This is a genomic window from Rhodococcus sp. IEGM 1330 (assembly GCF_033142445.1).
GTDB lineage: Bacteria > Actinomycetota > Actinomycetes > Mycobacteriales > Mycobacteriaceae > Rhodococcoides.
The window spans coordinates 833,826-855,171 of record NZ_JAWLSB010000001.1 but is presented as its reverse complement, the minus strand read 5'-3'; the positions used below and the strand labels follow the sequence as shown (position 1 = coordinate 855,171).

The window sequence follows — 21,346 nt, the reverse complement described above, 5'->3', positions numbered from 1 at the left end:
CAGGAGAAATGATGAAGTCGATTTCCGTCTCGGCCCTCGCCGCCGAGGGACTGGGAACTGCCCTGCTCGTGATTTTCGGCGTCGGCACCGCCGTCATCGCGGGCGACACTGTCGGAACCCCGGGCATCGCCCTGGCATTCGGGCTCACACTGCTCGCCCTCGTCTACGCGATCGGCCCGATCTCGGGATGCCACATCAGCCCGGCCGTCACGATCGGAGCCCTGATTGCTCGCGCCATCACCCCGATCAAGGCTGCGTTCTACATTGCCGCGCAGGCCGTCGGTGCAGTGATCGGTGCACTGACCGTACTGTTCGTCGCATCCGGCCGTCCCGGATACGACATGTCGTCGGACGGTCTGGGCACCAATGGATTCGGCAGCTCCTCGCCCGGAGAATACGGGCTGGCGTCGGTGGCGGTATTCGAGACGATCGCGACTGGCCTGCTCGTCCTCGTCGTACTGGCCACCACGGCCCCCACCGTTCACCCCGTCGTGGCGGCGGGCATCCCGATCGGCCTGACCCTGACTGTGGTTCACCTGCTGGGCATCGGAATCGACTCGACCTCGGTCAACCCTGCTCGGTCCCTCGGCCCAGCCCTCGTCGCCCACGGACCTGCCCTGTCACAACTGTGGGTGTTCGTGGTGTTCCCCGTGCTCGGAGCTGTCATCGCCGGCTCGATCCACCGGTTCGTGCTGACGGTGCCCGCATCGGAAAAAACGGTCTGATCTACCGCGATCGAGAGACCCGGGCACCGACGCGTACCGAGTGCTGTCTCAGCAGATCGACCACTGCGCTCCCGAGCCGGATCGGATCCAGCGGGTGCGGAACTGCAGCCTCGGCGCGCGACCATTCGGCCAACCACGCGTCGTCCGGACGTCCGATGAGCACCAACACCGGTGGGCAGTCGAGGATCTCGTCCTTCAACTGCTTCGCCAGGCCCAGACCGCCGACCGGGGAGGACTCGCCGTCGAGAATCGCCAACGAGACACCGCCTGCATCCATGTGCTCGATGACGACGGCTGCCGTGGCGATATCGACGTACTCGATGTCACCGAGTGCGGGATCCGGTCGAGTTCCCACCGCAGACCGCACCTGGGCCCGGGTAGAGGCATTGCTGCTGTACACGAGCACGCGCACACGACCGGATGGGCTCTCTCCCGCTGTGGCGTCGGACACACCGAGATGCTACCGCGCGGTCCCCGGGAAATGGATCGAAACAGCCACGGCCGAAGCGCATTCGACGCTGTGGCTCCGGTCAGGACTCGACGGTGACGATCACCGCGGCGGGTTCTTCGGTGGTGGTCACCGTGAACTCGGGTCGATCGGCCGCAACTCCGATGAAGGACTGTGAGATTCCGCCGGGATCGGCCAGGAAATCGACCGAGACGACGGCGGAATCCGCACCGCCTCGGACCCGTTCCGGCCCGGCATACGGAGAGAACGTGTCGCCGGAGTCCGTCGACGTACCCGACAGGTCCACCTGCAACACGGATTTTCCCGGCACTGCCAGCGGTTCACTCGTGGCGTAGCGGACGGCCTCGTCGACATACCGCACCGTGTAGGACACAGGGCCGTTGCCTCCCAACCTGAATTCGACCGTCGACGACTCCTCGAACACCACGTCGGTGACACCGACCGGCGACCCGCTCGGGAACCGCGCGCCGTCGAGACTCTCGGGGAGCTCCGGCACCACCGGCAGCTCCGCAGGCGGCAGAGCTTCGGTGGGCGGACCCGGACCGGACATGTGATCACCGACCACCAACGATCCGGTGACCGTGGTGTAGTTCGTGCCGGCCGAGACCTCGTCGACCGGGCCGCTGCCGTCCGCGCCGGAACAGCCCGTGACAAAACCGAGTATCAGCGATCCGACGGCCGAGAGCGCGACTGAAGCCCTTCGGCGGCCGTCGTACATCGCCATACCGTACTGAAGAAACCGATCGGTTCGATAGTGCTGTCCCGACGCAATTCGGTCACGATTGCGCCGCCCTCCGATCCTGCTAGCGTCGGAGAGTATGGAGCCGAAGAGCTATTCGTCCGGTGAGCGTGTGTTCGGTCCGCCCAAAGGGACTTTCGACGCGGACTGGGCTGCGACTGCACTGCGATCGAACCGCCCCGAGTTGGACCATCCCACCTCGGTGCGCCTGGTCGAACAGGCCTGGGAGCTACTCCGAACGCAGGGGTTGCGCGGAGAACGACTCACAGCTGCACTGGACCTCGAGCCCGGTCTTGCTGCTGCAGTGTCCGCGGTCGCCACCGAGACCGCCGAGCTGTACCTGGACCCTCGGTAGCTCCGGGTCTCAGTTCGGACCGAACTGCTCGACGGCGAAACCGGCCACGAGCACCGCGGTACCGCCGATTTCGCCGACGATCAACGACACCATGAACACATGCGTCCCCGGAACGGGATCCACGAACTGGTTCTCGGTGTCCCGGCGAAACCCGTGGACGGTGTAGCTCGCGACGGCAGCGACGAAGAACACCAGCACCACCGATGCGGCGATCAGGTCCACCGTGGCCGACCACGCGCTGAACTGCGCCAGCACAGCGAGCACCAGGGCGGCGAACGAGTACATCAATGCTGCCCGATGGGCGATGTCGACATAACGATGCGCCGTTCCATCCGGTGACGTCGACATCTGGTGGTACTTCACCACCCCCAACCCCAGTGCCCACAGCAGCATGAGACCGGCCACGAGGACGATCACCTTGGTGTCGAGCTCCAACTGCATGTTTCTCCCCCACTCGATCCCGCGCCGAACGTATCACCGGCACCGGACTTGATACCGTTCCGCCATGCCGGCCGACCCCGTACTGTCCCAGAACGAATTCGGGCTCCGCTTCGACTGGGGTCTGTGTGGTGCCGACGCCATCGTCGACGGCGCAGACATCGCCGTCGTCGTGGACGTCTTGTCTTTCACGACCACTCTCACGGTCGCTGTGGACGCGGGCATCGACGTCATCCCCAGTCAGTGGCGCGACGACCGGGCCACGCAGTTGGCCGAGCAGTTCGACGCGGTTCTCGCAGTGGGGCGGTCGGCCGCCTCACCGGGCCGGATCAGCTTGTGCCCGGCCACCGTACGGGCCGCGCCTGCCCCGGCTCGGCTGGTGCTGCCGTCACCGAACGGGTCCACCATCGCCCACGAGCTCGCGAGCACGGCCCCGCTGTGTGTGGGAGCGTCGCTGAGAAACGCATCCGCAGTAGCGCAGTGGATACGTGCCAGGAACCGGGGTGCGGTGACAGCCGTCATAGCGGCCGGGGAACGGTGGCCTGACGGATCGCTCCGCCCTGCCGTCGAAGACCTGTGGGGGGCCGGTGCAGTCATCGCCGCCCTCGTCGAAGCCGGAGCTGCCGATGCCTCCCCGGAGGCGCGAACGGCCGCGGCTGCGTGGCGAGCCGTCGAGCACGACGTGGGCTTCGAGCTGCGGCAATGCGGCTCCGGTCGCGAGTTGGCCGGAATGGGACACCCGGAAGACGTGGCCATTGCGGCCGAGGTCGATTCGAGTTCCTGCGTCCCGATTCTGCGCGACGGCGTATTCGTCGACGCGACTCGGCCATGACGCGACGGGCGCTCGGAACTGACCGGATATGCCGCCCCGACACGGCCGATCGTGTCCGATATTTGGATCGGAACCCCGAATCACGGATCATACGGTGGTGAGTACGGAACGAGTCGCCCCGAAGACCACCGTCGTTGTACCGACGTACAACGAACGTGAGAACCTCCCCAAGCTCGTCGAGCTGCTGGCCGGGTTGCAGGTAGAAGGGCTCGGCGTGTTGGTGGTCGACGACAATTCGCCCGACGGCACCGGCGACGTCGCCGACAAGTTGGCCATCGACGGCCCCATCGACGTCAGCGTTCTGCACCGCACCGAGAAGAACGGGCTCGGACGCGCATACGTCGCAGGAATGACGCGAGCGCTCGACGAGGGAGCGGACATCGTCATTCAGATGGACGCCGATCTCTCGCACCCCACCGAGGTGATCCCGGCGATGATCGACAAACTGAACACCACCGATGCGGCCGTGGTGCTCGGATCGCGATACGTACCCGGCGGAGCGGTAGCCGCCGATTGGCCCTGGCACCGCAAGGCCCTGTCGGCATGGGCGAATTTCTACGTGAACACGATCCTGCGCCTCGGCGTCAAGGATGCGACAGCGGGATTCAAGGCGTGGCACGCGCGCACCCTGCGCACCATCGATGTGGCCTCGGTCGAGAGCAACGGGTACGCATTCCAGGTGGAGATGAACTACCGAACCGTCAAGCACGGCCTCACTCTCGCCGAGGTGCCGATCACGTTCGAGGAGCGCAGCGAGGGCGAATCCAAGATGAGCCTGTCGGTTCAGCTCGAGTCGGCATTGGTGCCCTGGAAGTTGTTGCTGCGCAAGAAGAAGCTCTGACCGAAGCGTCACGCCGTGATCACGGCGTGAAGCGTCGGAATCCGCCTTCGGCCCCGATTACCTGACCGGTGATCGAGCCCGAATCGGGCGAGAGCAGCATCGCCACGACGGCCGCAGCCTCGTCCGGAGAGTTCCACCGACCGCGCGGCATGTGGCGTGAGACGAACTCGTCCAGATCGGCACTCGCCCAACCGGTATCGGTCGGGCCCGGATTGATCGTGTTGACGGTGATGCCTCGCTCGATCACCGAATCGGCCAGGGCCGGGGTGATCGATGCGATGGCACCCTTGGTCACCGCGTAGGGAATCTCGGTCGGCATCGGCCCCTCGTCCTGCCCGGACGTGAACAGCACGACGCGTCCGCCGTCGGGGTTACCGGCATACCGTTGCGCAAATTCCTGCACCAGAAGCAACGACGCTCGCACGTTCACCGCCCATGTCAGGTCGAGTGTCGTTGCCGTCAAAGAACCCAGGTCGCCCAGCTGTGATCGCGCATGGTTGATCACCAACGAGTCGACGGCACCGAACCTGGATTCGGCAGCATCGAACAGGGCGGCAGGTGCTGCCGGATCGGAGAGATCGATGTCGAGGTGCCCGAGTCCACCTGGTGCGGTGGACAACTCGGTGAGTACCTGTACCGCTCCCGGTGTGCTTGCTCCCCACGGTTCGCTCACGTCGTACTCGTCGCACGATTGCGCGAAGACGCGGGCGCGCTCGTCCTGCAGCAACCTGCGGGTGATGGCGTAACCGATTCCGCGGCGTCGACCGACTCCGGTGACGAGGACGGTACGCCCATCATTGTTCATGCTGCATCCTTGACCGTGGCGGCGTATACGTCGACGTATTCCTGGCCCGACAGGGTGGACAACCCCGCCATCACCTGATCGGTGGCCGCACGCAGAATTGCCCTGTTGTTCTCTCCCCCCGCATATCTCGTGAAGTCCATCGGTTCGCCGACGACCATGCGCACCTTTCCTGGACGCCACATCCGCGAGCCGACCGGATTTACCGTGAGCGTTCCGTGCATCACCACCGGCACGACGGGGACACCCGTTTCGATCGCAACTCTCGCAAGGCCTGTCTTGCCCTTGTACAGTCGGCCGTCGGGAGATCGAGTTCCCTCCGGATATACCGCCCATACTTTCCCTTGTCGCAAAATGCTTTTCGCGGCCTCGAGCGCTGGAGTCGAAGCGTCGGCACCGCGTCGATCGACGGGAACCTGACCTGTCGCGCTGTAGAACCAACGAAGCGCCGCGCCCTTGATTCCCCGGCCGGTGAAGTACTCACTCTTGGCGATGAACGTGATCCGACGACGAACCAGGAGGACGAGAAAGAAGGAGTCGACGACGGTGAGATGATTTCCGGCAACGATCACCGGCCCCGACGTCGGGAAATTCTCCGATCCAACCACCGTCGGCCGACCGAGAATGCGGAGAATCGGCCCGATCAGCACATATTTGAACAACAGGTACCACATCGATGAACCCTCTCGGATGGACAACGTCACGCCCGAGAGTAGACAATGTCTACGTGCCTGACAACCTTCGGACCCGACTGGTCGACGCAGGTATCCGCCTGCTCGAAAGCGAGGGACAGGGCGGGCTCACCATCAGAGCGGTCACCCGTGAAGCCGGCGTCTCACACGGCGCACCGAGGCGCTACTTTCCGACGTTGAGTGCGCTGTCCGCCGCCGTCGCTCGGGTCGGTCTCGTCGACATGGGGGCGACTCTCGACCGCGCAGCGCAGCACTCGACGTCGCCGCAGGCGGCATTGAATGCGATAGCGGACGCGTACGTGGACTTTGCGGCGCAGCGACCGGCGATGTTCGCCCTCATCTTCAGGCACGACCTGCTCGAGGGCTCGGGCGAGAACCTGCGGCTGGCGTCGCGTCCGCTGTTCGAGGCCCTGATCGCCGCAGTCGGTGCCGTCGCCCCGGAGAATCCACAGTTCACTGCCCTGAGACTGTGGACCTCCGTGCACGGAATAGCAGCGCTCAACTCCACCCGCGCATTCGAGCCGATCACCGACGTTTCGGCGGTGACGGAGTTGACCCGCCGCGCAGTGCGCGACGTGATCGCCGACGCTACCGAACCAGGGACTTGACCGACGCCGGCAGCTGGCGAACGTTCTTGTAGGGGCCGACCACCGCGGCACCGAAAGGACGGTCGAGCAACACGGCAGCGACCTCACGTACCTCGTCGTTGCCGACGCTGTCGATCCGCGCCAACGTATCGGTGATGTCGCGGTGATTGCCGTAGTTCAGTTCGCTGCGGCCGATCCGGTTCATCCGAGAGCCCGAATCTTCGAGTCCCAGAACCAATCCGCCACGCAACGAACCCTTGGCCCGCGCACACTCCGCGTCGGTGATGCCCTCGGAGGCGACGTTGGCCAGCACTTCCCTGATCACCGTGGTCACTTCGCCCAAGTTCTCCGGCTGACAACCCGCGTAGACGGAGAAGGCACCACTGTCGGCAAACGTGTCCACCGACGAGTACACCGAATACGCCAGGCCGCGCTCTTCCCTGATCTCCTGGAACAGACGAGAACTGAGCCCGCCGCCCACTGCCGAGTTCAGTACGGACAACGCCCAGCGATGCCCTTCGTGTCGGCCGAACGCACGTACGCCAAGGCACAGATGCGCTTGCTCGCTGTCACGAGTGGTCAGGCTCAACGTGGGCGCGTTACGCAATCGCGCTGTGCCGGACCTTCTTTCGGCCGGCTTCAGGCCCTTCTCCAGATGGCCGGAGAACGCCCGGCGCACGAGCGAGACTATCTGCTTGTGATCGACGTTGCCCGCGACGGCAACGACCATGCGCTGCGGCGTGTAGCGGCGAACGTGGAACGAGTGCAATTGCGCACGGGTCATCGACTCGATGGATTCGACGGAACCGATGATCGGGCGTCCGATCGGATGATCGCCGAACATTGCTTCCAGGAAGGCATCTCCCAAAAGATCCTCGGGATCGTCGTCACGCATGGAGATCTCTTCGAGTACCACCTGACGCTCGACGTCGACATCAGCCGATCGGCACCGGCCACGCAGCACCACATCGCTGACCAGATCGATGGCGAGCGCCACGTCCTCGTCGAGCACGTGCGCGTAGAAGCAGGTGCTCTCCTTCGAGGTGAACGCGTTCAGCTCTCCCCCGACACCGTCCATCACCTGAGCGATCTCGAGAGCACTGCGCGTGGGAGTCGACTTGAACAGCAGATGTTCGAGGAAGTGTGCTGCACCGGCAACACTGGGTTGCTCGTCCCGTGAACCGACTCCGACCCACACACCGACCGAAGCCGAGCGAACGCCTGGCACGAACTCGGTGACGACCCGAAGACCGCCGGGCAGAGTGGTGCGTTGCACGCCGGTGTCGATGCCGGTGCTCTCTGGAACGGCCGAACGGTACGTCCCGAGGGGACGTACCGTTCGGCTCGGTTGCTTCTTACTCAGCGCTGACCTCGGCGGGTGCCTCGGGAGCGTCGGCGGGAGCAGCAGCGTTGTCGTCTTCGACGGGAACGAGGCTGATCTTGCCGCGGTTGTCGATATCGGCGATCTCGACGCGCAACTTGGATCCGACGCTCACGACGTCCTCGACCTTGTTGATGCGCTTGCCGTTACCGAGCTTGGAGATGTGCACCAGTCCGTCGCGGCCCGGGAGCAGCGAGACGAATGCACCGAAAGCCGTGGTCTTGACGACGGTTCCGAGGAATCGCTCGCCGACCTTCGGCAGCTGCGGGTTGGCGATGGCGTTGATCATGTCGATCGCAGCCTGAGCGGACGGGCCGTCCGCTGCACCGACGTAGACAGTGCCGTCATCTTCGATCGAGATGTTGGCACCGGTCTGCTCGGTGATGGAGTTGATCATCTTGCCCTTGGGCCCGATGACCTCGCCGATCTTGTCGACCGGCACCTTGATCGCGGTGACGCGAGGTGCGTACGGGCTCATTTCGTCCGGAGTGTCGATGGCCTCGGCCATGACCTCGAGGATCGTCGTACGAGCGTCCTTGGCCTGCGACAGCGCGCCGGCGAGCACCTTGGAGGGGATGCCGTCGAGCTTGGTGTCGAGCTGCAGGGCCGTGACGAAGTCCTTGGTTCCGGCGACCTTGAAGTCCATGTCGCCGAACGCGTCCTCGGCACCGAGGATGTCGGTGAGCGCGACGTAACGGGTTTCGCCGTCGACCTCGTCGGACACCAGGCCCATGGCGATGCCGGCAACCGGAGCACGCAGCGGCACACCGGCATTGAGCAGCGACAGGGTCGATGCACAGACCGAGCCCATCGAGGTCGAGCCGTTGGAGCTCAATGCCTCGGAGACCTGGCGGATGGCGTACGGGAACTCTGCCTGGCTCGGCAGAACCGGCAGCAGAGCGCGCTCGGCGAGTGCGCCGTGCCCGATCTCGCGACGCTTGGGCGAACCGACGCGGCCGGTCTCACCGGTGGAGTACGGCGGGAAGTTGTAATGGTGCATGTAGCGCTTGGACGTCTCGGGCCCGAGCGAATCGACCTGCTGCGCCATCTTGACCATGTCGAGGGTGGTGACGCCCAGGATCTGGGTCTCGCCGCGCTCGAACAGGGCCGATCCGTGGGTACGCGGGATGATCGCGACCTCGGCGGACAGCGACCGGATGTCGGTGATCCCGCGGCCGTCGATGCGGAAGTGATCGGTGAGGATGCGCTGGCGAACCGACTTCTTGGTCAGTGCGCGGAATGCCGCACCGATCTCCTTCTCGCGGCCGGCGAAGCTGTCGCCGACGGACGTCATGACCTGAGCCTTGACCTCGTCGAGCTTGCTCTCGCGCTCGGCCTTGCCCGCAATCGTCAGTGCCTCGTTCAGCGGGATCTTCGCGGCGTTCTCGACGGCCTCGAAGACATCCGTCTGGTACGCCGGGAAGACCGGGTAGTCGCCGGTGGGCTTGGCTGCCTTGGACGCGAGCTCCTGCTGCGCGGTGCACAGGGCCGCGATGAACGGCTTCGATGCCTCGAGGCCCTCGGCGACGACCGACTCGTTGGGGGCGGTAGCGCCACCCTCGATGAGCTCGATGACGTTCTCGGTGGCCTCGGCTTCGACCATCATGATCGCGACGTCTGCGTCGGCACCGGAGCCGGAGACGATGCGGCCGGCGACGACCATGTTGAACACGGCCTTCTCGAGCTGCTCGTTGGTCGGGAACGCGACCCACTGCTTGTCGATCAGTGCGACGCGAACGCCACCGATCGGGCCGGAGAACGGCAGTCCGGCGATCTGCGTCGAGGCCGATGCCGCGTTGATCGCGACGACGTCGTACAGATCGGCTGGGTTGAGGCTCATGACCGTGATGACGACCTGGATCTCGTTGCGCAGTCCGTCGACGAACGTCGGACGCAGCGGCCGGTCGATCAGGCGGCAGGTGAGGATGGCGTCGGTGGACGGACGGCCCTCGCGGCGGAAGAACGATCCGGGGATGCGGCCCGCGGCGTACATGCGCTCTTCGACGTCGACCGTCAGCGGGAAGAAATCGAATCCTTCACGGGGATGCTTGCCTGCGGTCGTTGCCGACAGCAGCATGGTGTCCTCGTCGAGGTACGCGGCAACTGCGCCTGCGGCCTGCTGTGCGAGGCGGCCGGTCTCGAAGCGGATGGTCCGCTTGCCGAACGTGCCGTTGTCGATGATCGCAGTTGCTTCGTAGACGCCTTCTTCGACGTCCAAGGTTGTGGTTTCCGACATGTGTTCTGTTCTCGTCCTCTCGTCTTTGCCGTGCCCGCGTGGACACACCACGAGCCCTCCTGGCTGTGGCGGCATACCTGTGCCGTCGATCCGACGAGAGTTTCTCTCGGGACGCGGCTGCGCGGAGGCGGCCATCGATCGAAGCCCACCGGATCTCGTATCCGAAAGGCCACTACCGAAGACCGTCACCACGGCGTGACAGGCATACACGGCGGTGTGCGGATGCCGTGCATCCGCTTTCTCGTGCTGGCGTAACTGTTCTTGCGGTACAAACACAGATAGCCAACGAGGAACAGTCTAAGCACTGCCTCGTTGGCTACTGCACTATTGCTGCGAGTCGGGTGTGCACCGGCGCGTCGAACCGTGCGTCGGTGACATCCTCGCGTCGCTGAAGATTATCGACGCAGACCCAGACGCTCGATGAGCGAACGGTAGCGGGTGACGTCGACCTTCGCGATGTACTTGAGCAGGCGACGACGACGTCCGACCAGCAGCAGCAGGCCGCGGCGGGAGTGGTGGTCGTGCTTGTGCATCTTCAGGTGCTCGGTCAAGTCGACGATGCGCTTGGTGAGCATTGCAACCTGCGCCTCGGGCGAACCCGTGTCGGTGGGGTGCAAGCCGTACTCGCCGAGAACGGCCTTCTTCTGTTCGGTGGTCAATGCCACTGGTACTACTCCTGATCAATGACGTCCGCGTGAAAGGAAGCAACGCGCCCCGCGCGCAGAACGCGACGGATTCGAAGCCGGTACAGCCGCCGCGGACCGCAGCGAGCACCGAGGGGATAGCCTATCAGGCTGCGCTGGCCGCAAGAATCGAGCGGGCCCGATCGGCGTCGCGTCCCATCTCCTCCACCAGCGCCTCCATCGAATCGAACTTTTCCATTCCGCGCAGTCGCTCGACGAAGTCGACTGCTACGTGCTGGCCGTAGAGGTCTGCTTCGCCGTCGAGCACAAAAGCCTCGACGGTTCTGGTACGGCCCGAGAACGTGGGATTGGTCCCCACCGACACTGCTGCCGGGTGCCGCTCCCCCGGTGTCACAGTCCCCATGATCGGCCCAGGCCCGAGCACGGTGAACCACGCCGCGTACACGCCGTCGGCGGGAATGGCCGAGTACATGGGCGGCGCGACATTGGCTGTGGGATAACCCATCTGGCGACCTCGGCCGTCTCCGTGCACAACGACGCCCTCGACGCGGTGCGGTCGCCCGAGCGCGGCAGTGGCTGCGGCGACGTCACCGGCGTCCACGCACGATCTGATGTACGTCGAGGAGAACGTCACGGCATGCTCGGCGAGCAGGTTGACTCCGTCGACTGCGAATCCGGACCGTTCGCCGATCTTGCGCAGCATGGGCACGGTACCGAGCGCCTTCTTCCCGTAGGTGAAGTTCTCGCCGACGACGACCTCGGCAACGTGCAGGCGTTCGATCAGGATCTCGTGCACGTATCGCTCGGGGGTGAGCTTCATCAGCTCGGGCGTGAACGGCATCACGCAGAAGACGTCGATTCCCAGTTCCTCGGCAAGTTCGGCTCGCCTCGTCAGGGTGGTCAACTGGGCAGGATGACTCCCCGGCCGCACGACCTCCATCGGATGGGGATCGAACGTCATGAGCACGCTGGGAACGCCGCGCTTCTTCGCAGCGGCCACCGCTCGCCCGATCAGTTGTGCGTGTCCGCGATGAACGCCGTCGAAGACGCCGATCGTGAGCACGCACCGACCCCAGTCGGCAGGTACATCGTCGAGACCTCGCCATCTCTGCACACCGCGAAGCCTACGGCCCGACGGCCGCTCGGTCACTCTCGGCCAGGCGTGTCGCGCGCGGCAGGTATGGACAAAAAGGTATCCCCACGGTAAATATTTCGGGGTGCCTAACTTATTTCTTCGCCAGCGTGGATCTCGCGTCCGGCGGATTCTCGCGAGCTGGGCCGTGGTGGGACTACTGGTAGCAGCGTCGACGGGCTGTGCCCGCGCCGTCGGACAGGACGATCCGACTGTGCCGGGCGACGGCAGACCCTTGGTTCTGACGACCTTCACCGTCCTCGCCGACATGGCCGCCAATGTCGCCGGCGACCACCTTCGAGTGGAATCGATCACAAAAGCCGGTGCCGAGATCCACGGCTACGAGCCGACACCCGGAGACCTACGCACCGCAGAGCAGGCCGAGCTGATCCTGGACAACGGGCTGGGGCTGGAGGCCTGGTTCGAGAAATTCGTCGAGCGCATCCCCGCGCCCCACGCCGTGGTGAGTGCGAACGTGGACCCGATCTACATCCGTGACGACGCCTACGCAGGCAAAGCGAACCCCCATGCATGGATGTCCCCCGTCGTGGCCGAGACGTACGTCGAGAACATCGCCGACGCGTTCGTCGCGCTCGACCCCGCCAATACCGACGACTACCGCGCGAACGCAGTCGCGTACGTCGGACAACTGCGCGAGGTCGGAGCCGAGCTGTACGAAGATCTCTCCGGGCTGCCGGCTCGCCAACGTGCGCTCGTCAGCTGTGAGGGCGCATTCGGTTATCTGGCCCGTGACTTCGATCTGCAAGAGGCCTACCTGTGGCCGGTCAACGCCGAGCAGGAAGGCACTCCGAAGCAGGTGGTCCGCACCATCGATTTCGTTCGTGACAACGACGTACCCGCCGTGTTCTGCGAGTCGACCGTCTCGGACAAGGCCCAGCTCCAGGTCGCCGAGGACACCGGCGCGCGGTTCGGCGGACAGCTCTACGTCGATTCACTGAGCGATGCCGCCGGCCCCGTCCCCACGTACCTGGATCTACTGCGCTACGACGCACGGTTGATCGCCGACGCACTGGTAGGAGAACGATGACCCAGCACACTGGGGCCCCGAACCACAGGGCCCCGAACCACAGGGCCCCGAACCACAGGGCCCCGCACGAGAACGGGGCGGCGCTGACGGTCGATACCGTCAATGTCCGATACCGCGACGTCGTGGCGCTCACCGACGCCAGTCTGACGCTCGCACCCGGCCGGGTGTGCGGGTTGGTCGGCATGAACGGATCGGGTAAGTCGACGCTGTTCAAAGCCGTCATGGGAGTGGTCAAGCCGAACTCCGGCTCGATCACAGTGTTCGGCGGCGACCCGGCCCAGGCGCGAAAGGCCGGCACGGTCAGCTACGTGCCCCAGGCGGAATCCGTCGACTGGACGTTTCCGATCAGCGTGCGCGACGTGGTGATGATGGGCCGATACGGGAAGCAGAATTTCTTTCGCACTCCCCGAGCAGCCGATCGACTGGCCGTCGACGAGGCTCTGCAACGCGTCGACCTGGCAGAACTCGCGAACCGGCAGATCGGCCAGCTCTCCGGAGGTCAACGCAAACGTGCGTTCGTCGCCCGCGCCATCGCCCAGGAGGCGTCGCTGCTGTTGCTCGACGAGCCCTTCGCCGGTGTGGACAAGAAGACCGAAGCCACCATCACCCGGCTGCTCCGCGAACTCGCAGCACACGGTGCCTCGGTTCTCGTGTCCACGCACGATCTTCATGCTCTGCCGGATTTGTGCGACGAGGCGATCCTGCTGCAGCAACGGGTGCTGATGCACGGCAGTCCGGCCGAAGTACTGCGCCCGGAGAACCTGGCGCTGGCCTTCGGCATCGACCCGTCGAAGGTCGACCAACTCGGTGCGGGCACCCGAACTCCGGCCACCCCGACCACGGAAGCGAGCTGAACCGTGTATCTGATCGATTTTCTCGTGGACCCACTCGAGTACACCTTCATGCAGCGAGCCCTCCTGGTGACCGTCACCGCCTCGATAGTGTGCGCGGTCCTCAGCTGCTGGCTCGTCCTCATCGGGTGGTCGCTGATGGGCGACGCGGTCTCACATGCCGTTCTGCCCGGTGTCGCGCTCTCGTACCTGTTCGGGGCACCGTTCGCGATCGGAGCTCTTCTGTTCGCCCTCATCGCGGTCGGTGCCATCGGAGTCGTTCGCAACACCACCATCGTCAAGGAGGACGCCGCCATCGGAGTCGTCTTCACCACCTTGTTCGCGCTCGGCGTCGTCCTGATCTCGAAGTTTCCGAGCCAGATCGACCTCAACCACATCCTGTTCGGCAATCTGCTCGGAGTCTCGCAGGCAGACATGGTCCAGGTCTTCGTCCTCGGCGGCATCGCGTTGGCCGTCATGATCGTCAAGCGTCGGGACTTCACTCTCTTCGCCTTCGACCGCACCCAGGCCCGCGCCGTCGGTATCAACCCGACGGTGATCTCGGCCGTGATGCTGACCCTGCTCGCTCTGACGACCGTGGTCGCGCTCCAGGCCGTCGGCGTCATCCTCGTGGTGGCGATGCTCATCACTCCCGGTGCGTCCGCCTATCTGCTCACGCACAGCTTCGGCCGCATGTTGGTGCTGGCACCGCTCATTTCGGTGGGTTGTGCGCTGGTGGGGATCTACGCCAGCTTCTACCTCGATGTGTCCTCCGGCGGCAGCGTCGTGCTCACCCAGGGACTCGTCTTCGTTCTTGCCTACCTGTTCAGCCCCTCTCAGGGCATCGTGATCCGCGCACTGCGGCAACGCGGACAGGTGCCGGTAGCTCCGGCCGGGTGAGATGTGTTTTTCCATTGGATTGCCTAAGCTCGGCGACGTGGCGCAACGAAAAGACGATCCCGCACCGGCCGACGAGGGCGTCCAGCTGTCCGCGGTTGCGCAGGATTACCTCAAGGTCATCTGGACGGCCAGCGAGTGGAGCGAGGACTCCGTCAGCACCAAGATGCTCTCCGAGCGCATCGGTGTGTCCGCCTCGACGGTGTCCGAGGCGATTCGCAAGCTGGCCGACCAGGGCATGGTCGACCACGCTCGCTACGGAGCCATCTCACTGACCGAGAAGGGTCGCCTGGCGGCCATAGGGATGGTGCGTCGGCACCGTCTGATCGAGACCTACCTGGTCCGAGAACTGGGTTACGGCTGGGACGAAGTGCACGACGAGGCCGAGATTCTCGAACATGCCGTCTCGGATCTGATGATGGATCGAATCGACGCCAAACTGGGCCACCCCGAACGGGATCCGCACGGCGACCCGATCCCGTCGGTCGACGGTGCGATCGAGACTCCGTCCGCGACCCGCCTGAGCGAGTACCTCGACGGACAATCCGGCCGAGTCGCCAGAATTTCCGACTCGGATCCGGCGATGCTCCGCTACTTCGATTCCGTCGGCATCACGCTGGACCTGCCGATCACGGTGGTCGAACGACGCGACTACGCAGGCACCGTCGCCATCGAGCTCGCCCGCACCGACGCCACCGATTCCATCGACCTCGGCCACCGCGCCGCCGAGGCGATCTGGATGGTTCCGGCGAACTGATCGCCGGGATCGCTTCAGTGCCCGCGCAAGGTCGCCGGCCGCACGACCATGACCGAACTGGCGCGCTTGCCCTTCTCCTGGAGCAGAGCGATGGTGTGACCCGTTGGATCGACCGCCGCGTACACCCCGTCGAGTCCGATCGGATCCAGCCACCGTCCCTGGCTCAACGATTCCGCCTCACCTGCGTCGATCTGCCGGTGTGGAAAGGCTGTTCGCGCCGCCTGGTCGATGTCCAGGCTGACGGCCGGGTCCTCGGCCAGATCTTCGAGAGTCCGCGCATGGTCGAGGGTGAAGGGTCCGACGCGAGTGCGGCGCAGCACGGTCAGGTGGCCGCCGACGCCGAGCGCCACGCCGAGGTCGCGCGCCAGGGCCCGTACATACGTCCCCGACGTGCAGTCCACCTCGACGTCGAGGTCGACGAACGTGGCGTCGTTCTCCACCACATCGCGCCTGGCCGTCACGTCGAATCGGGTGACGCTGACCTTGCGGGCGGCGAGTGTGAACTCCTCACCTGCGCGGGACAATTTGTGGGCACGTTGCCCGTCGACCTTGATGGCGCTGACGCTGGCAGGCACCTGCTCGATATCGCCGGTCAGGGCGGCGATCGCGGTCGAGATTTCGGTGTCCGAGACATGCGCGGCCGAGACGTCGGTCAGGACGTCGCCCTCGGCGTCGTCGGTCGTCGTGCTACGTCCGAGCCGGATGGTCGCGGTGTACGACTTGGTGGTCAGCGAGAGCAATCCCAGCATCTTGGTCGCTCGCTCCACGCCGAGTACGAGCACGCCGGTCGCCATGGGATCCAGGGTCCCAGCATGGCCGACCTTCCTGGTGCGCAACAGTTTTCGGCACGACGCCACCACATCGTGGCTCGTCACCCCCGGCCCCTTGTCGACCACAAGCAGGCCGGCACCGACGAGACCGGACGAAATCTTTTCGCGAGCACTCACGAGAGAGCATTGTGCCAGGCTCGCGGAGCCGTTCGTCACATCACCGAGATCGCGGTCATCACCAGACCGCCCGCCACCATCCATCGACCGTCGAAAGCCCGCAACGGCGGCCCGGACACAGTGTCCCCCGGCACCAGCAGCTCGGAATAGAACGTTCCCGAAATGTCGTCCCCGGAGCCGGTGCGCTCGAAGGTGATGTGTGCGTCCTCGAAGCCGAGCCAGCGTCCGGTCAACGGCTCCCAGGCCTTGTACGTCGCTTCCTTGGCGCAGAACAACACTCGATCCCAGTGCACGTCCTCGCGGCCGACGGTCGCGAGCCACTCGCGTTCGGCCTCCAGGCTCACTGCCCCGAGTACCCCATCGGGCAAGGGCCCGTGCGGCTCGGCGTCGATTCCCACCGATCGAACCTGCATCGAGTAGGCCAACACCGCACCGCGATAACCGTCGCAGTGCGTCAACGATCCGACCACACCCTTCGGCCACTGCGGGGCTCCGGACTTACCGCGCATGATCGGCGCCGGCTCCACGCCCAACTTCTCCATTGCCACGCGCGCACAGTGTCGAGCCGAGGTGAACTCACGCTTACGCTTGTCCACCGCCTTGGCCACCAGCGGTGCTTCGAGCGGATGTGGCGTCAAACCCGGTGGATCCGTGAACAATTCGGCCGAGACGACGCCGTTGGGAAGTATGGATTCGATCACTTGCCTGCCCTCATCTTCTCTACCTCTGCCTCCATCTCGGGCGTCACCGTGAAGTGCCCGCCCCACTTGTTCAACGCACCCGGCGGATACTCGGGGACCGGAAGAATCTGGCGCAGAACGTTCTTCGGCAGGCCACGGCGCTGCCATTCGCGCGGGTAGCCCACCGACACCTCCTCGAAGCGAACGCCGTCGTAATAGGTCGTCCGCGGGATGTGCAGGTGCCCGTACACCGAGCAGATCGCGTTGTACCGCGTATGCCAATCCGCCGTCAGCGTGGACCCACACCACAGCGCGAACTCCGGATAGAACAGCACCTCGGTCGGCTGCCGAACCATCGGGAAGTGGTTGATCAACACGGTGGGAACGGAGGTGTCCAACGCATCGAGACGCTCCCGGGTGGCGTCGATCCGCGCATGACACCAGGCGTCGCGCGTCGCGTACGGCTGCGGGGACAGCAGGAATTCGTCGGTGGCGACGACGTTCTTCTCACGTGCGATCGCCAGTCCGTGTTCCTTGTCTCTCGCTCCCCGCGGCAGGAACGTGTAGTCGTAGAGCAGGAACATCGGCACGATCGTCGCCGGGCCACCCTCACCCTCCCACCGCAGATACGGGTCCTCGGGGGTGACGACGTCGATCTCGCGGCACAGGTTGACCAGGTACTCGTATCGAGCTGCCCCGTGGATCTGGACAGGATCTTTCACCGTCGTCCACAGCTCGTGGTTTCCGGGAACCCAGATGACTTTCGCGAAACGGCTACGGAGCAGTTCGAGCGCCCACTTGATGTCGTCGGTCTTCTCCGACACGTCGCCGGCAACGATCAGCCAGTCGTCGGGCGATTCGGGAAAGATGTCCTCGGTCACGGGTCGGTTGCCCCGATGTCCGACGTGAATGTCGCTCACTGCACACAGCTTCGCTGCCACTGAAAATTCCTTCCGATGCGCTCGGCCGCCGGCGTCGAATCGCCAGAACCGTCCGAGAACGTACCAACGTCCAATACTCCATGCAGATTCCTCGGCGTATCCGGGCGGGGTGAATCGGCAACCCGGCCAACGGGCGGACGTTGCTGCTCACCGAACACAGGATCGGGTCCAAACGTCCGCAGATTCGGGTATAGGGTGCCGATCATGACTTGTTTGCGGATGTTTGCTCGGGCGGCGTGTCGATGACAGTGCCCCCGGTCCGCGTTCGAGACGCCGCAGCGCTCCTCGGCGTCAGTGACGACACCGTACGCAGATGGATCGACAGCGGCGCGCTCCCCTCGCTCGAGGACGAGACCGGACGCAAGGTCATCGCCGGCCGGGACCTGGCCGACTACGCACGCGAACACGCCGTCCCCCCGCCGGAGATCTCGTCGGGCGGCAGCTCCGCCCGCAACCGGCTCGTGGGGTTGGTCACCGAGGTCGTCTCGGACGCGGTGATGAGCGAGGTGAGCATGCAGTGCGGGCCGTTCACGATCGTGTCCCTGATGAGCACCCGATCGGTTCGCGAACTGGGGCTGGAGCCCGGCAAGGTCACCGTCGCTGTCGTCAAGGCGACCACCGTCATCGTCGAGACACCGTAGAACACAGGAGATGCTCGTGAAGACACTGCGCCCGGCAACCGCGCTGGTGGTTGCAGCCACCCTGATGCTCGTCGGGTGCAGCTCGCAGGCCGATTCGAGAACACCCGATGTGGACTCGGGCGGCAACGCAGTCGAAGGCGAGATCACGGTCTTCGCCGCAGCATCGCTTCGGTCGACGTTCACCGATCTCGGTACTCGATTCGAGGCCGAACACCCCGGCATCTCGGTGGAGTTCAGTTTCGCGGGCTCATCCGATCTTGCCGCGCAGCTGAGCTCCGGCGCGCCTGCCGACGTCTTCGCCTCCGCGGATACGAAGAACATGACCCAGACGGTCGACGAGGGCCTGGTGGCGGGCAATCCCGTCGACTTCGCGTCCAACACTCTGACCATCGTGACCGCCCCCGGAAACCCGGACGGCATCACATCGTTCGCCGATCTGGCGAACCCCGACGTCCTCACCGTGATCTGCGCCCCCCAGGTGCCGTGCGGCGCGGCGACGGCAGCGGTCGAGACCGCCACCGGCACGCTCGTCCCGGCCGTGAGCGAGGAATCCTCGGTCACCGACGTGCTGGGCAAGGTCACCTCGGGGCAGGCCGATGCCGGACTGGTCTACGTCACCGACGCTGCCGGAGCAGGCGAGGCCGTGACCGCGGTGCCCTTCGAGGAGTCGAGCGAGGCCGTCAACACCTACCCGATCGCAACACTGAGCGGTTCCGGCAATCCCGACACAGCACGCGCGTTCACCGAGTTCGTCACCGGACCCGTCGGGCGAGACGTGCTCGGTCGAGCCGGCTTCGCGGCACCGTGACCGCTCGAGCCGCCGACGGCGGGCGGTCCACGGCAGAGCCCCGTCCGACCGTCGGAGTACCGCTGTGGATATACGCACCGGCCGCCGTGGGCGCACTGCTCGTCGTGTTGCCGCTGGCCGCGATGTTCACCCGAATCGATTGGTCGAATTTTCTCGGGCTCGTCACCTCCGAATCCGCTGTCGCGGCGCTGATCCTCAGCCTGAAAACGGCGACGGCCAGCACCGCAGTGTGCGTGCTTCTGGGTGTGCCGATGGCAATCGTGCTCTCGCGCAGCTCGATTCGAGGGCTCTCGATCCTTCGCTCTCTCGTCGTCCTGCCCTTGGTTCTGCCCCCGGTGGTCGGCGGCATCGCGCTGCTCTACACCTTCGGACGCCAAGGGCTGCTCGGCGAACATCTCGATGCCTTCGGGATTCGGATCGCATTCACCACCTCGGCCGTCGTATTGGCGCAGGTGTTCGTGTCGCTACCTTTCCTCGTCGTCAGCGTCGAGGGCGCGTTGCGCACGGCCGGTGACCGGTACGACGTGGTGGCTGCGACCCTGGGTGCCACCCCCACCACCGTCCTACGGCGAGTCACCGTTCCGTTGATTCTTCCCGGACTGCTATCAGGAATCGTTCTCGCCTTCGCACGCGCACTCGGAGAATTCGGAGCGACGTTGACCTTCGCCGGCTCCCTCGAGGGCGTGACCAGGACGCTGCCTCTGGAAATCTATCTGCAACGCGAGAGCGACCCCGATGCCGCGGTGGCGCTGTCACTGGTGCTGATTCTCGTCGCGGCACTCGTCGTCGTCACCGCGCGCGGCACACGGTCGTCGGGATCGCTGTGAATTCACTACACGTCAGAGCCACCCTCGGCGTTCGCGGCGTCGATCTCGAACTGGATGCTCGCGAGGGTGAGACGGTCGCCATCCTCGGGCCGAACGGGGCAGGCAAATCGACACTGCTGCAGCTCGTCTCGGGCGTGGTGGCACCCGACGACGGAATCGTCCGACTCGGCGAGGACGTGTTGACCGACACCGCCTCGAACACCGTCGTGCCGATTCACGCGCGAGGCGTCGCGACCCTCGCGCAGGAAGCTCTGCTGTTTCCGCACATGGACGCTCGCACGAACGTGGCCTTCGCACCACGCAGCACCGGCGCGAACCGCGCCACCGCGCGAGCGGTCGCCGATACCTGGCTGGACGCGGTCGGAGCCTCCCACCTGGCCGATCGCCGCCCTGCACAGCTGTCCGGCGGTCAGGCCCAACGTATCGCCATCGCGCGCGCTCTTGCGGCCGATCCGCGCCTGCTGTTGCTCGACGAACCCCTGGCCGCACTGGACGTCGATACTGCACCGGGCATTCGGCGAGTGCTGCGCACAGTGTTGCGCGAGAGCGGCCGCACGGCCTTGATCGTGACCCACGATCTGCTCGACGTCGTTGCCCTCGCCGATTCCGTCGCGGTCGTCGATGGTGGGCGCGTCGTCGAGCGAGGGTCGGTCACCGACGTCCTGACCGCCCCTCGCAGCGAATTCGGTGCCCGCATCGCCGGGGTGAACCTGATGTCGGGACGGGCTGTCGATGCCGACGACTCGACGTCCCTGACCACAAAATGGGGAGTGACGGTCCACGGCTCCGGGCGTCATTCCACTGGAACTCCACTGGTAGCGGTGTTCTCCCCCGCCGCCGTGTCGATACACCCGACTGCCCCACACGCCAGCCCCCGGAACGTGTTCGAGGTGGTGATCGAGGAGATGGAGGTGCAGGGCTCCGGCATTCGTGTTCGGTCACGTCCGCAGCCCGACGGGTCTCCCGGCGTGGCCGCCGACATCACCCCTGCTGCGGTATCGGATCTCGGGCTCGAGCCCGGCCGCAGCGTGTTCTTCGTCGTCAAGAGCCGTGAGGTGGCATTGCACCCCGCTCTACCCTCGCAGCCCTGACCGATA

Annotated in this window: 25 protein-coding genes; 13 read left to right on the top strand and 12 right to left on the bottom strand. The window is 65.3% G+C overall.

The genetic code is table 11. The features are described 5' to 3' along the window. Nucleotides 1-11: 11 nt before the first annotated feature. Nucleotides 12-725: an aquaporin gene (locus R4P57_RS03940; protein ID WP_317801526.1), complete on the top strand. Its 714-nt coding sequence runs from the start codon at nt 12-14 to the stop codon at nt 723-725. A 1-nt stretch (nt 726) separates the two neighbouring features. Here the strand turns inward: R4P57_RS03940 and R4P57_RS03935 are convergent, their stop codons facing one another. Then, nucleotides 727-1,176: a hypothetical protein gene (locus tag R4P57_RS03935; protein WP_317801525.1), complete on the bottom strand. Its 450-nt coding sequence runs from the start codon at nt 1,174-1,176 to the stop codon at nt 727-729. Nucleotides 1,177-1,255: 79 nt separating this feature from the next. Further along, the gene (locus R4P57_RS03930; protein WP_317801524.1) at nt 1,256-1,912 is read right to left on the bottom strand and encodes a hypothetical protein; all 657 of its coding nucleotides are present in this window, start codon (nt 1,910-1,912) and stop codon (nt 1,256-1,258) included. A gap of 100 nt (nt 1,913-2,012) precedes the next feature. Between R4P57_RS03930 and R4P57_RS03925 the strand changes: the two genes are divergently transcribed. Further along, nucleotides 2,013-2,288: a hypothetical protein gene (locus tag R4P57_RS03925; RefSeq protein ID WP_317801523.1), complete on the top strand. Its 276-nt coding sequence runs from the start codon at nt 2,013-2,015 to the stop codon at nt 2,286-2,288. Between the two features lie 9 nt (nt 2,289-2,297). Here R4P57_RS03925 and R4P57_RS03920 read toward each other — a convergent pair whose 3' ends face one another. After that, a complete protein-coding gene (locus tag R4P57_RS03920; protein WP_317801522.1) occupies nt 2,298-2,729 on the bottom strand; it encodes a hypothetical protein in 432 nt (143 codons plus the stop codon). A gap of 64 nt (nt 2,730-2,793) precedes the next feature. On the opposite strand from R4P57_RS03920, the gene R4P57_RS03915 reads away from it, so the two are divergent. Further along, the gene (locus R4P57_RS03915) at nt 2,794-3,558 is read left to right on the top strand and encodes a 2-phosphosulfolactate phosphatase (RefSeq protein WP_317801521.1); all 765 of its coding nucleotides are present in this window, start codon (nt 2,794-2,796) and stop codon (nt 3,556-3,558) included. Nucleotides 3,559-3,655: 97 nt separating this feature from the next. Further along, a complete protein-coding gene (locus R4P57_RS03910; RefSeq protein WP_314144094.1) occupies nt 3,656-4,399 on the top strand; it encodes a polyprenol monophosphomannose synthase in 744 nt (247 codons plus the stop codon). A gap of 19 nt (nt 4,400-4,418) precedes the next feature. Here R4P57_RS03910 and R4P57_RS03905 read toward each other — a convergent pair whose 3' ends face one another. Together R4P57_RS03905 and R4P57_RS03900 are read right to left on the bottom strand one after the other, a co-directional pair. Continuing rightward, nucleotides 4,419-5,204, bottom strand: a complete 786-nt coding sequence (locus R4P57_RS03905; RefSeq protein WP_317801520.1) for an SDR family oxidoreductase — start codon at nt 5,202-5,204, stop codon at nt 4,419-4,421. Further along, nucleotides 5,201-5,875 (bottom strand): lysophospholipid acyltransferase family protein, encoded by a 675-nt coding sequence (locus tag R4P57_RS03900; protein ID WP_317801708.1) that lies wholly within the window; start codon nt 5,873-5,875, stop codon nt 5,201-5,203. The genes R4P57_RS03905 and R4P57_RS03900 overlap by 4 nt, the downstream gene beginning before the upstream one ends. Before the next feature lie 53 nt (nt 5,876-5,928). On the opposite strand from R4P57_RS03900, the gene R4P57_RS03895 reads away from it, so the two are divergent. After that, nucleotides 5,929-6,501, top strand: coding sequence for a TetR/AcrR family transcriptional regulator (locus R4P57_RS03895; RefSeq protein ID WP_317801519.1), 573 nt, complete (start codon nt 5,929-5,931; stop codon nt 6,499-6,501). On the opposite strand, the gene R4P57_RS03890 is transcribed toward R4P57_RS03895, so the two are convergent. The 4 genes from R4P57_RS03890 to R4P57_RS03875 all read right to left on the bottom strand — a co-directional run bounded on the left by R4P57_RS03890 (nt 6,482) and on the right by R4P57_RS03875 (nt 11,855). Next, entirely contained in the window at nt 6,482-7,768 is a 1,287-nt protein-coding gene (locus R4P57_RS03890) for a pitrilysin family protein (protein ID WP_317801707.1), read from the bottom strand. The genes R4P57_RS03895 and R4P57_RS03890 overlap by 20 nt on opposite strands. Nucleotides 7,769-7,835: 67 nt before the next feature. Continuing rightward, entirely contained in the window at nt 7,836-10,097 is a 2,262-nt protein-coding gene (locus tag R4P57_RS03885; protein ID WP_317801518.1) for a polyribonucleotide nucleotidyltransferase, read from the bottom strand. Nucleotides 10,098-10,492: 395 nt separating this feature from the next. Continuing rightward, nucleotides 10,493-10,762: a 30S ribosomal protein S15 gene (rpsO, locus tag R4P57_RS03880; protein WP_027496764.1), complete on the bottom strand. Its 270-nt coding sequence runs from the start codon at nt 10,760-10,762 to the stop codon at nt 10,493-10,495. A gap of 124 nt (nt 10,763-10,886) precedes the next feature. Beyond that, nucleotides 10,887-11,855 carry a bifunctional riboflavin kinase/FAD synthetase gene (locus R4P57_RS03875; protein WP_317801517.1) on the bottom strand — a complete coding sequence of 323 codons (969 nt, stop codon included), beginning with the start codon at nt 11,853-11,855 and terminating at the stop codon, nt 10,887-10,889. A 103-nt stretch (nt 11,856-11,958) separates the two neighbouring features. On the opposite strand from R4P57_RS03875, the gene R4P57_RS03870 reads away from it, so the two are divergent. The 4 genes from R4P57_RS03870 to R4P57_RS03855 are packed head-to-tail and all read left to right on the top strand — an operon-like array spanning nt 11,959 to nt 15,405. Beyond that, nucleotides 11,959-12,921, top strand: a complete 963-nt coding sequence (locus R4P57_RS03870) for a metal ABC transporter substrate-binding protein (protein ID WP_411742283.1) — start codon at nt 11,959-11,961, stop codon at nt 12,919-12,921. After that, nucleotides 12,918-13,775: a metal ABC transporter ATP-binding protein gene (locus R4P57_RS03865; RefSeq protein ID WP_317801516.1), complete on the top strand. Its 858-nt coding sequence runs from the start codon at nt 12,918-12,920 to the stop codon at nt 13,773-13,775. The genes R4P57_RS03870 and R4P57_RS03865 overlap by 4 nt, the downstream gene beginning before the upstream one ends. A gap of 3 nt (nt 13,776-13,778) precedes the next feature. Beyond that, the gene (locus R4P57_RS03860; RefSeq protein ID WP_317801515.1) at nt 13,779-14,651 is read left to right on the top strand and encodes a metal ABC transporter permease; all 873 of its coding nucleotides are present in this window, start codon (nt 13,779-13,781) and stop codon (nt 14,649-14,651) included. Nucleotide 14,652: 1 nt separating this feature from the next. Then, nucleotides 14,653-15,405 carry a metal-dependent transcriptional regulator gene (locus R4P57_RS03855; protein ID WP_411742282.1) on the top strand — a complete coding sequence of 251 codons (753 nt, stop codon included), beginning with the start codon at nt 14,653-14,655 and terminating at the stop codon, nt 15,403-15,405. 14 nt (nt 15,406-15,419) lie between these two features. On the opposite strand, the gene truB is transcribed toward R4P57_RS03855, so the two are convergent. Genes truB through R4P57_RS03840 form a run of 3 tightly spaced genes read right to left on the bottom strand, consistent with a single transcriptional unit; the run spans nt 15,420 to nt 17,973 of the window. After that, complete coding sequence (gene truB, locus R4P57_RS03850; protein ID WP_317801514.1) at nt 15,420-16,352, bottom strand: tRNA pseudouridine(55) synthase TruB; 933 nt, start codon at nt 16,350-16,352, stop codon at nt 15,420-15,422. 35 nt (nt 16,353-16,387) lie between these two features. Continuing rightward, nucleotides 16,388-17,053, bottom strand: a complete 666-nt coding sequence (locus tag R4P57_RS03845) for a 4'-phosphopantetheinyl transferase (protein ID WP_317801513.1) — start codon at nt 17,051-17,053, stop codon at nt 16,388-16,390. Then, nucleotides 17,050-17,973 (bottom strand): metallophosphoesterase, encoded by a 924-nt coding sequence (locus tag R4P57_RS03840; RefSeq protein WP_317801512.1) that lies wholly within the window; start codon nt 17,971-17,973, stop codon nt 17,050-17,052. The genes R4P57_RS03845 and R4P57_RS03840 overlap by 4 nt, the downstream gene beginning before the upstream one ends. Before the next feature lie 242 nt (nt 17,974-18,215). Between R4P57_RS03840 and R4P57_RS03835 the strand changes: the two genes are divergently transcribed. The 4 genes from R4P57_RS03835 to R4P57_RS03820 are packed head-to-tail and all read left to right on the top strand — an operon-like array spanning nt 18,216 to nt 21,340. Then, nucleotides 18,216-18,614: a molybdopterin-binding protein gene (locus R4P57_RS03835; protein WP_243593314.1), complete on the top strand. Its 399-nt coding sequence runs from the start codon at nt 18,216-18,218 to the stop codon at nt 18,612-18,614. Between the two features lie 10 nt (nt 18,615-18,624). Further along, on the top strand, nt 18,625-19,422 hold the full coding sequence (gene modA, locus R4P57_RS03830) for a molybdate ABC transporter substrate-binding protein (RefSeq protein WP_411742281.1): 798 nt from the start codon (nt 18,625-18,627) through the stop codon (nt 19,420-19,422). After that, nucleotides 19,419-20,249, top strand: coding sequence for an ABC transporter permease (locus tag R4P57_RS03825; RefSeq protein WP_317801511.1), 831 nt, complete (start codon nt 19,419-19,421; stop codon nt 20,247-20,249). Before modA ends, R4P57_RS03825 begins: the two co-directional genes overlap by 4 nt. Beyond that, a complete protein-coding gene (locus R4P57_RS03820; protein ID WP_317801510.1) occupies nt 20,246-21,340 on the top strand; it encodes a sulfate/molybdate ABC transporter ATP-binding protein in 1,095 nt (364 codons plus the stop codon). Before R4P57_RS03825 ends, R4P57_RS03820 begins: the two co-directional genes overlap by 4 nt. Nucleotides 21,341-21,346: the final 6 nt, after the last annotated feature.

Bases quoted from the DNA above. Each gene is read 5' to 3' on its own strand.
- R4P57_RS03865 (WP_317801516.1), top strand. From the start codon at position 12,918: ATGACCCAGCACACTGGGGCCCCGAACCACAGGGCCCCGAACCACAGG.
- R4P57_RS03855 (WP_411742282.1), top strand. From the start codon at position 14,653: ATGTGTTTTTCCATTGGATTGCCTAAGCTCGGCGACGTGGCGCAACGA.
- R4P57_RS03900 (WP_317801708.1), bottom strand. From the start codon at position 5,875: ATGTGGTACCTGTTGTTCAAATATGTGCTGATCGGGCCGATTCTCCGC.
- R4P57_RS03915 (WP_317801521.1), top strand. From the start codon at position 2,794: ATGCCGGCCGACCCCGTACTGTCCCAGAACGAATTCGGGCTCCGCTTC.
- R4P57_RS03905 (WP_317801520.1), bottom strand. From the start codon at position 5,204: ATGAACAATGATGGGCGTACCGTCCTCGTCACCGGAGTCGGTCGACGC.
- modA (WP_411742281.1), top strand. From the start codon at position 18,625: ATGCTCGTGAAGACACTGCGCCCGGCAACCGCGCTGGTGGTTGCAGCC.
- R4P57_RS03835 (WP_243593314.1), top strand. From the start codon at position 18,216: ATGACAGTGCCCCCGGTCCGCGTTCGAGACGCCGCAGCGCTCCTCGGC.
- R4P57_RS03940 (WP_317801526.1), top strand. From the start codon at position 12: ATGAAGTCGATTTCCGTCTCGGCCCTCGCCGCCGAGGGACTGGGAACT.
- R4P57_RS03930 (WP_317801524.1), bottom strand. From the start codon at position 1,912: ATGTACGACGGCCGCCGAAGGGCTTCAGTCGCGCTCTCGGCCGTCGGA.
- R4P57_RS03885 (WP_317801518.1), bottom strand. From the start codon at position 10,097: ATGTCGGAAACCACAACCTTGGACGTCGAAGAAGGCGTCTACGAAGCA.
- R4P57_RS03925 (WP_317801523.1), top strand. From the start codon at position 2,013: ATGGAGCCGAAGAGCTATTCGTCCGGTGAGCGTGTGTTCGGTCCGCCC.
- R4P57_RS03920 (WP_317801522.1), bottom strand. From the start codon at position 2,729: ATGCAGTTGGAGCTCGACACCAAGGTGATCGTCCTCGTGGCCGGTCTC.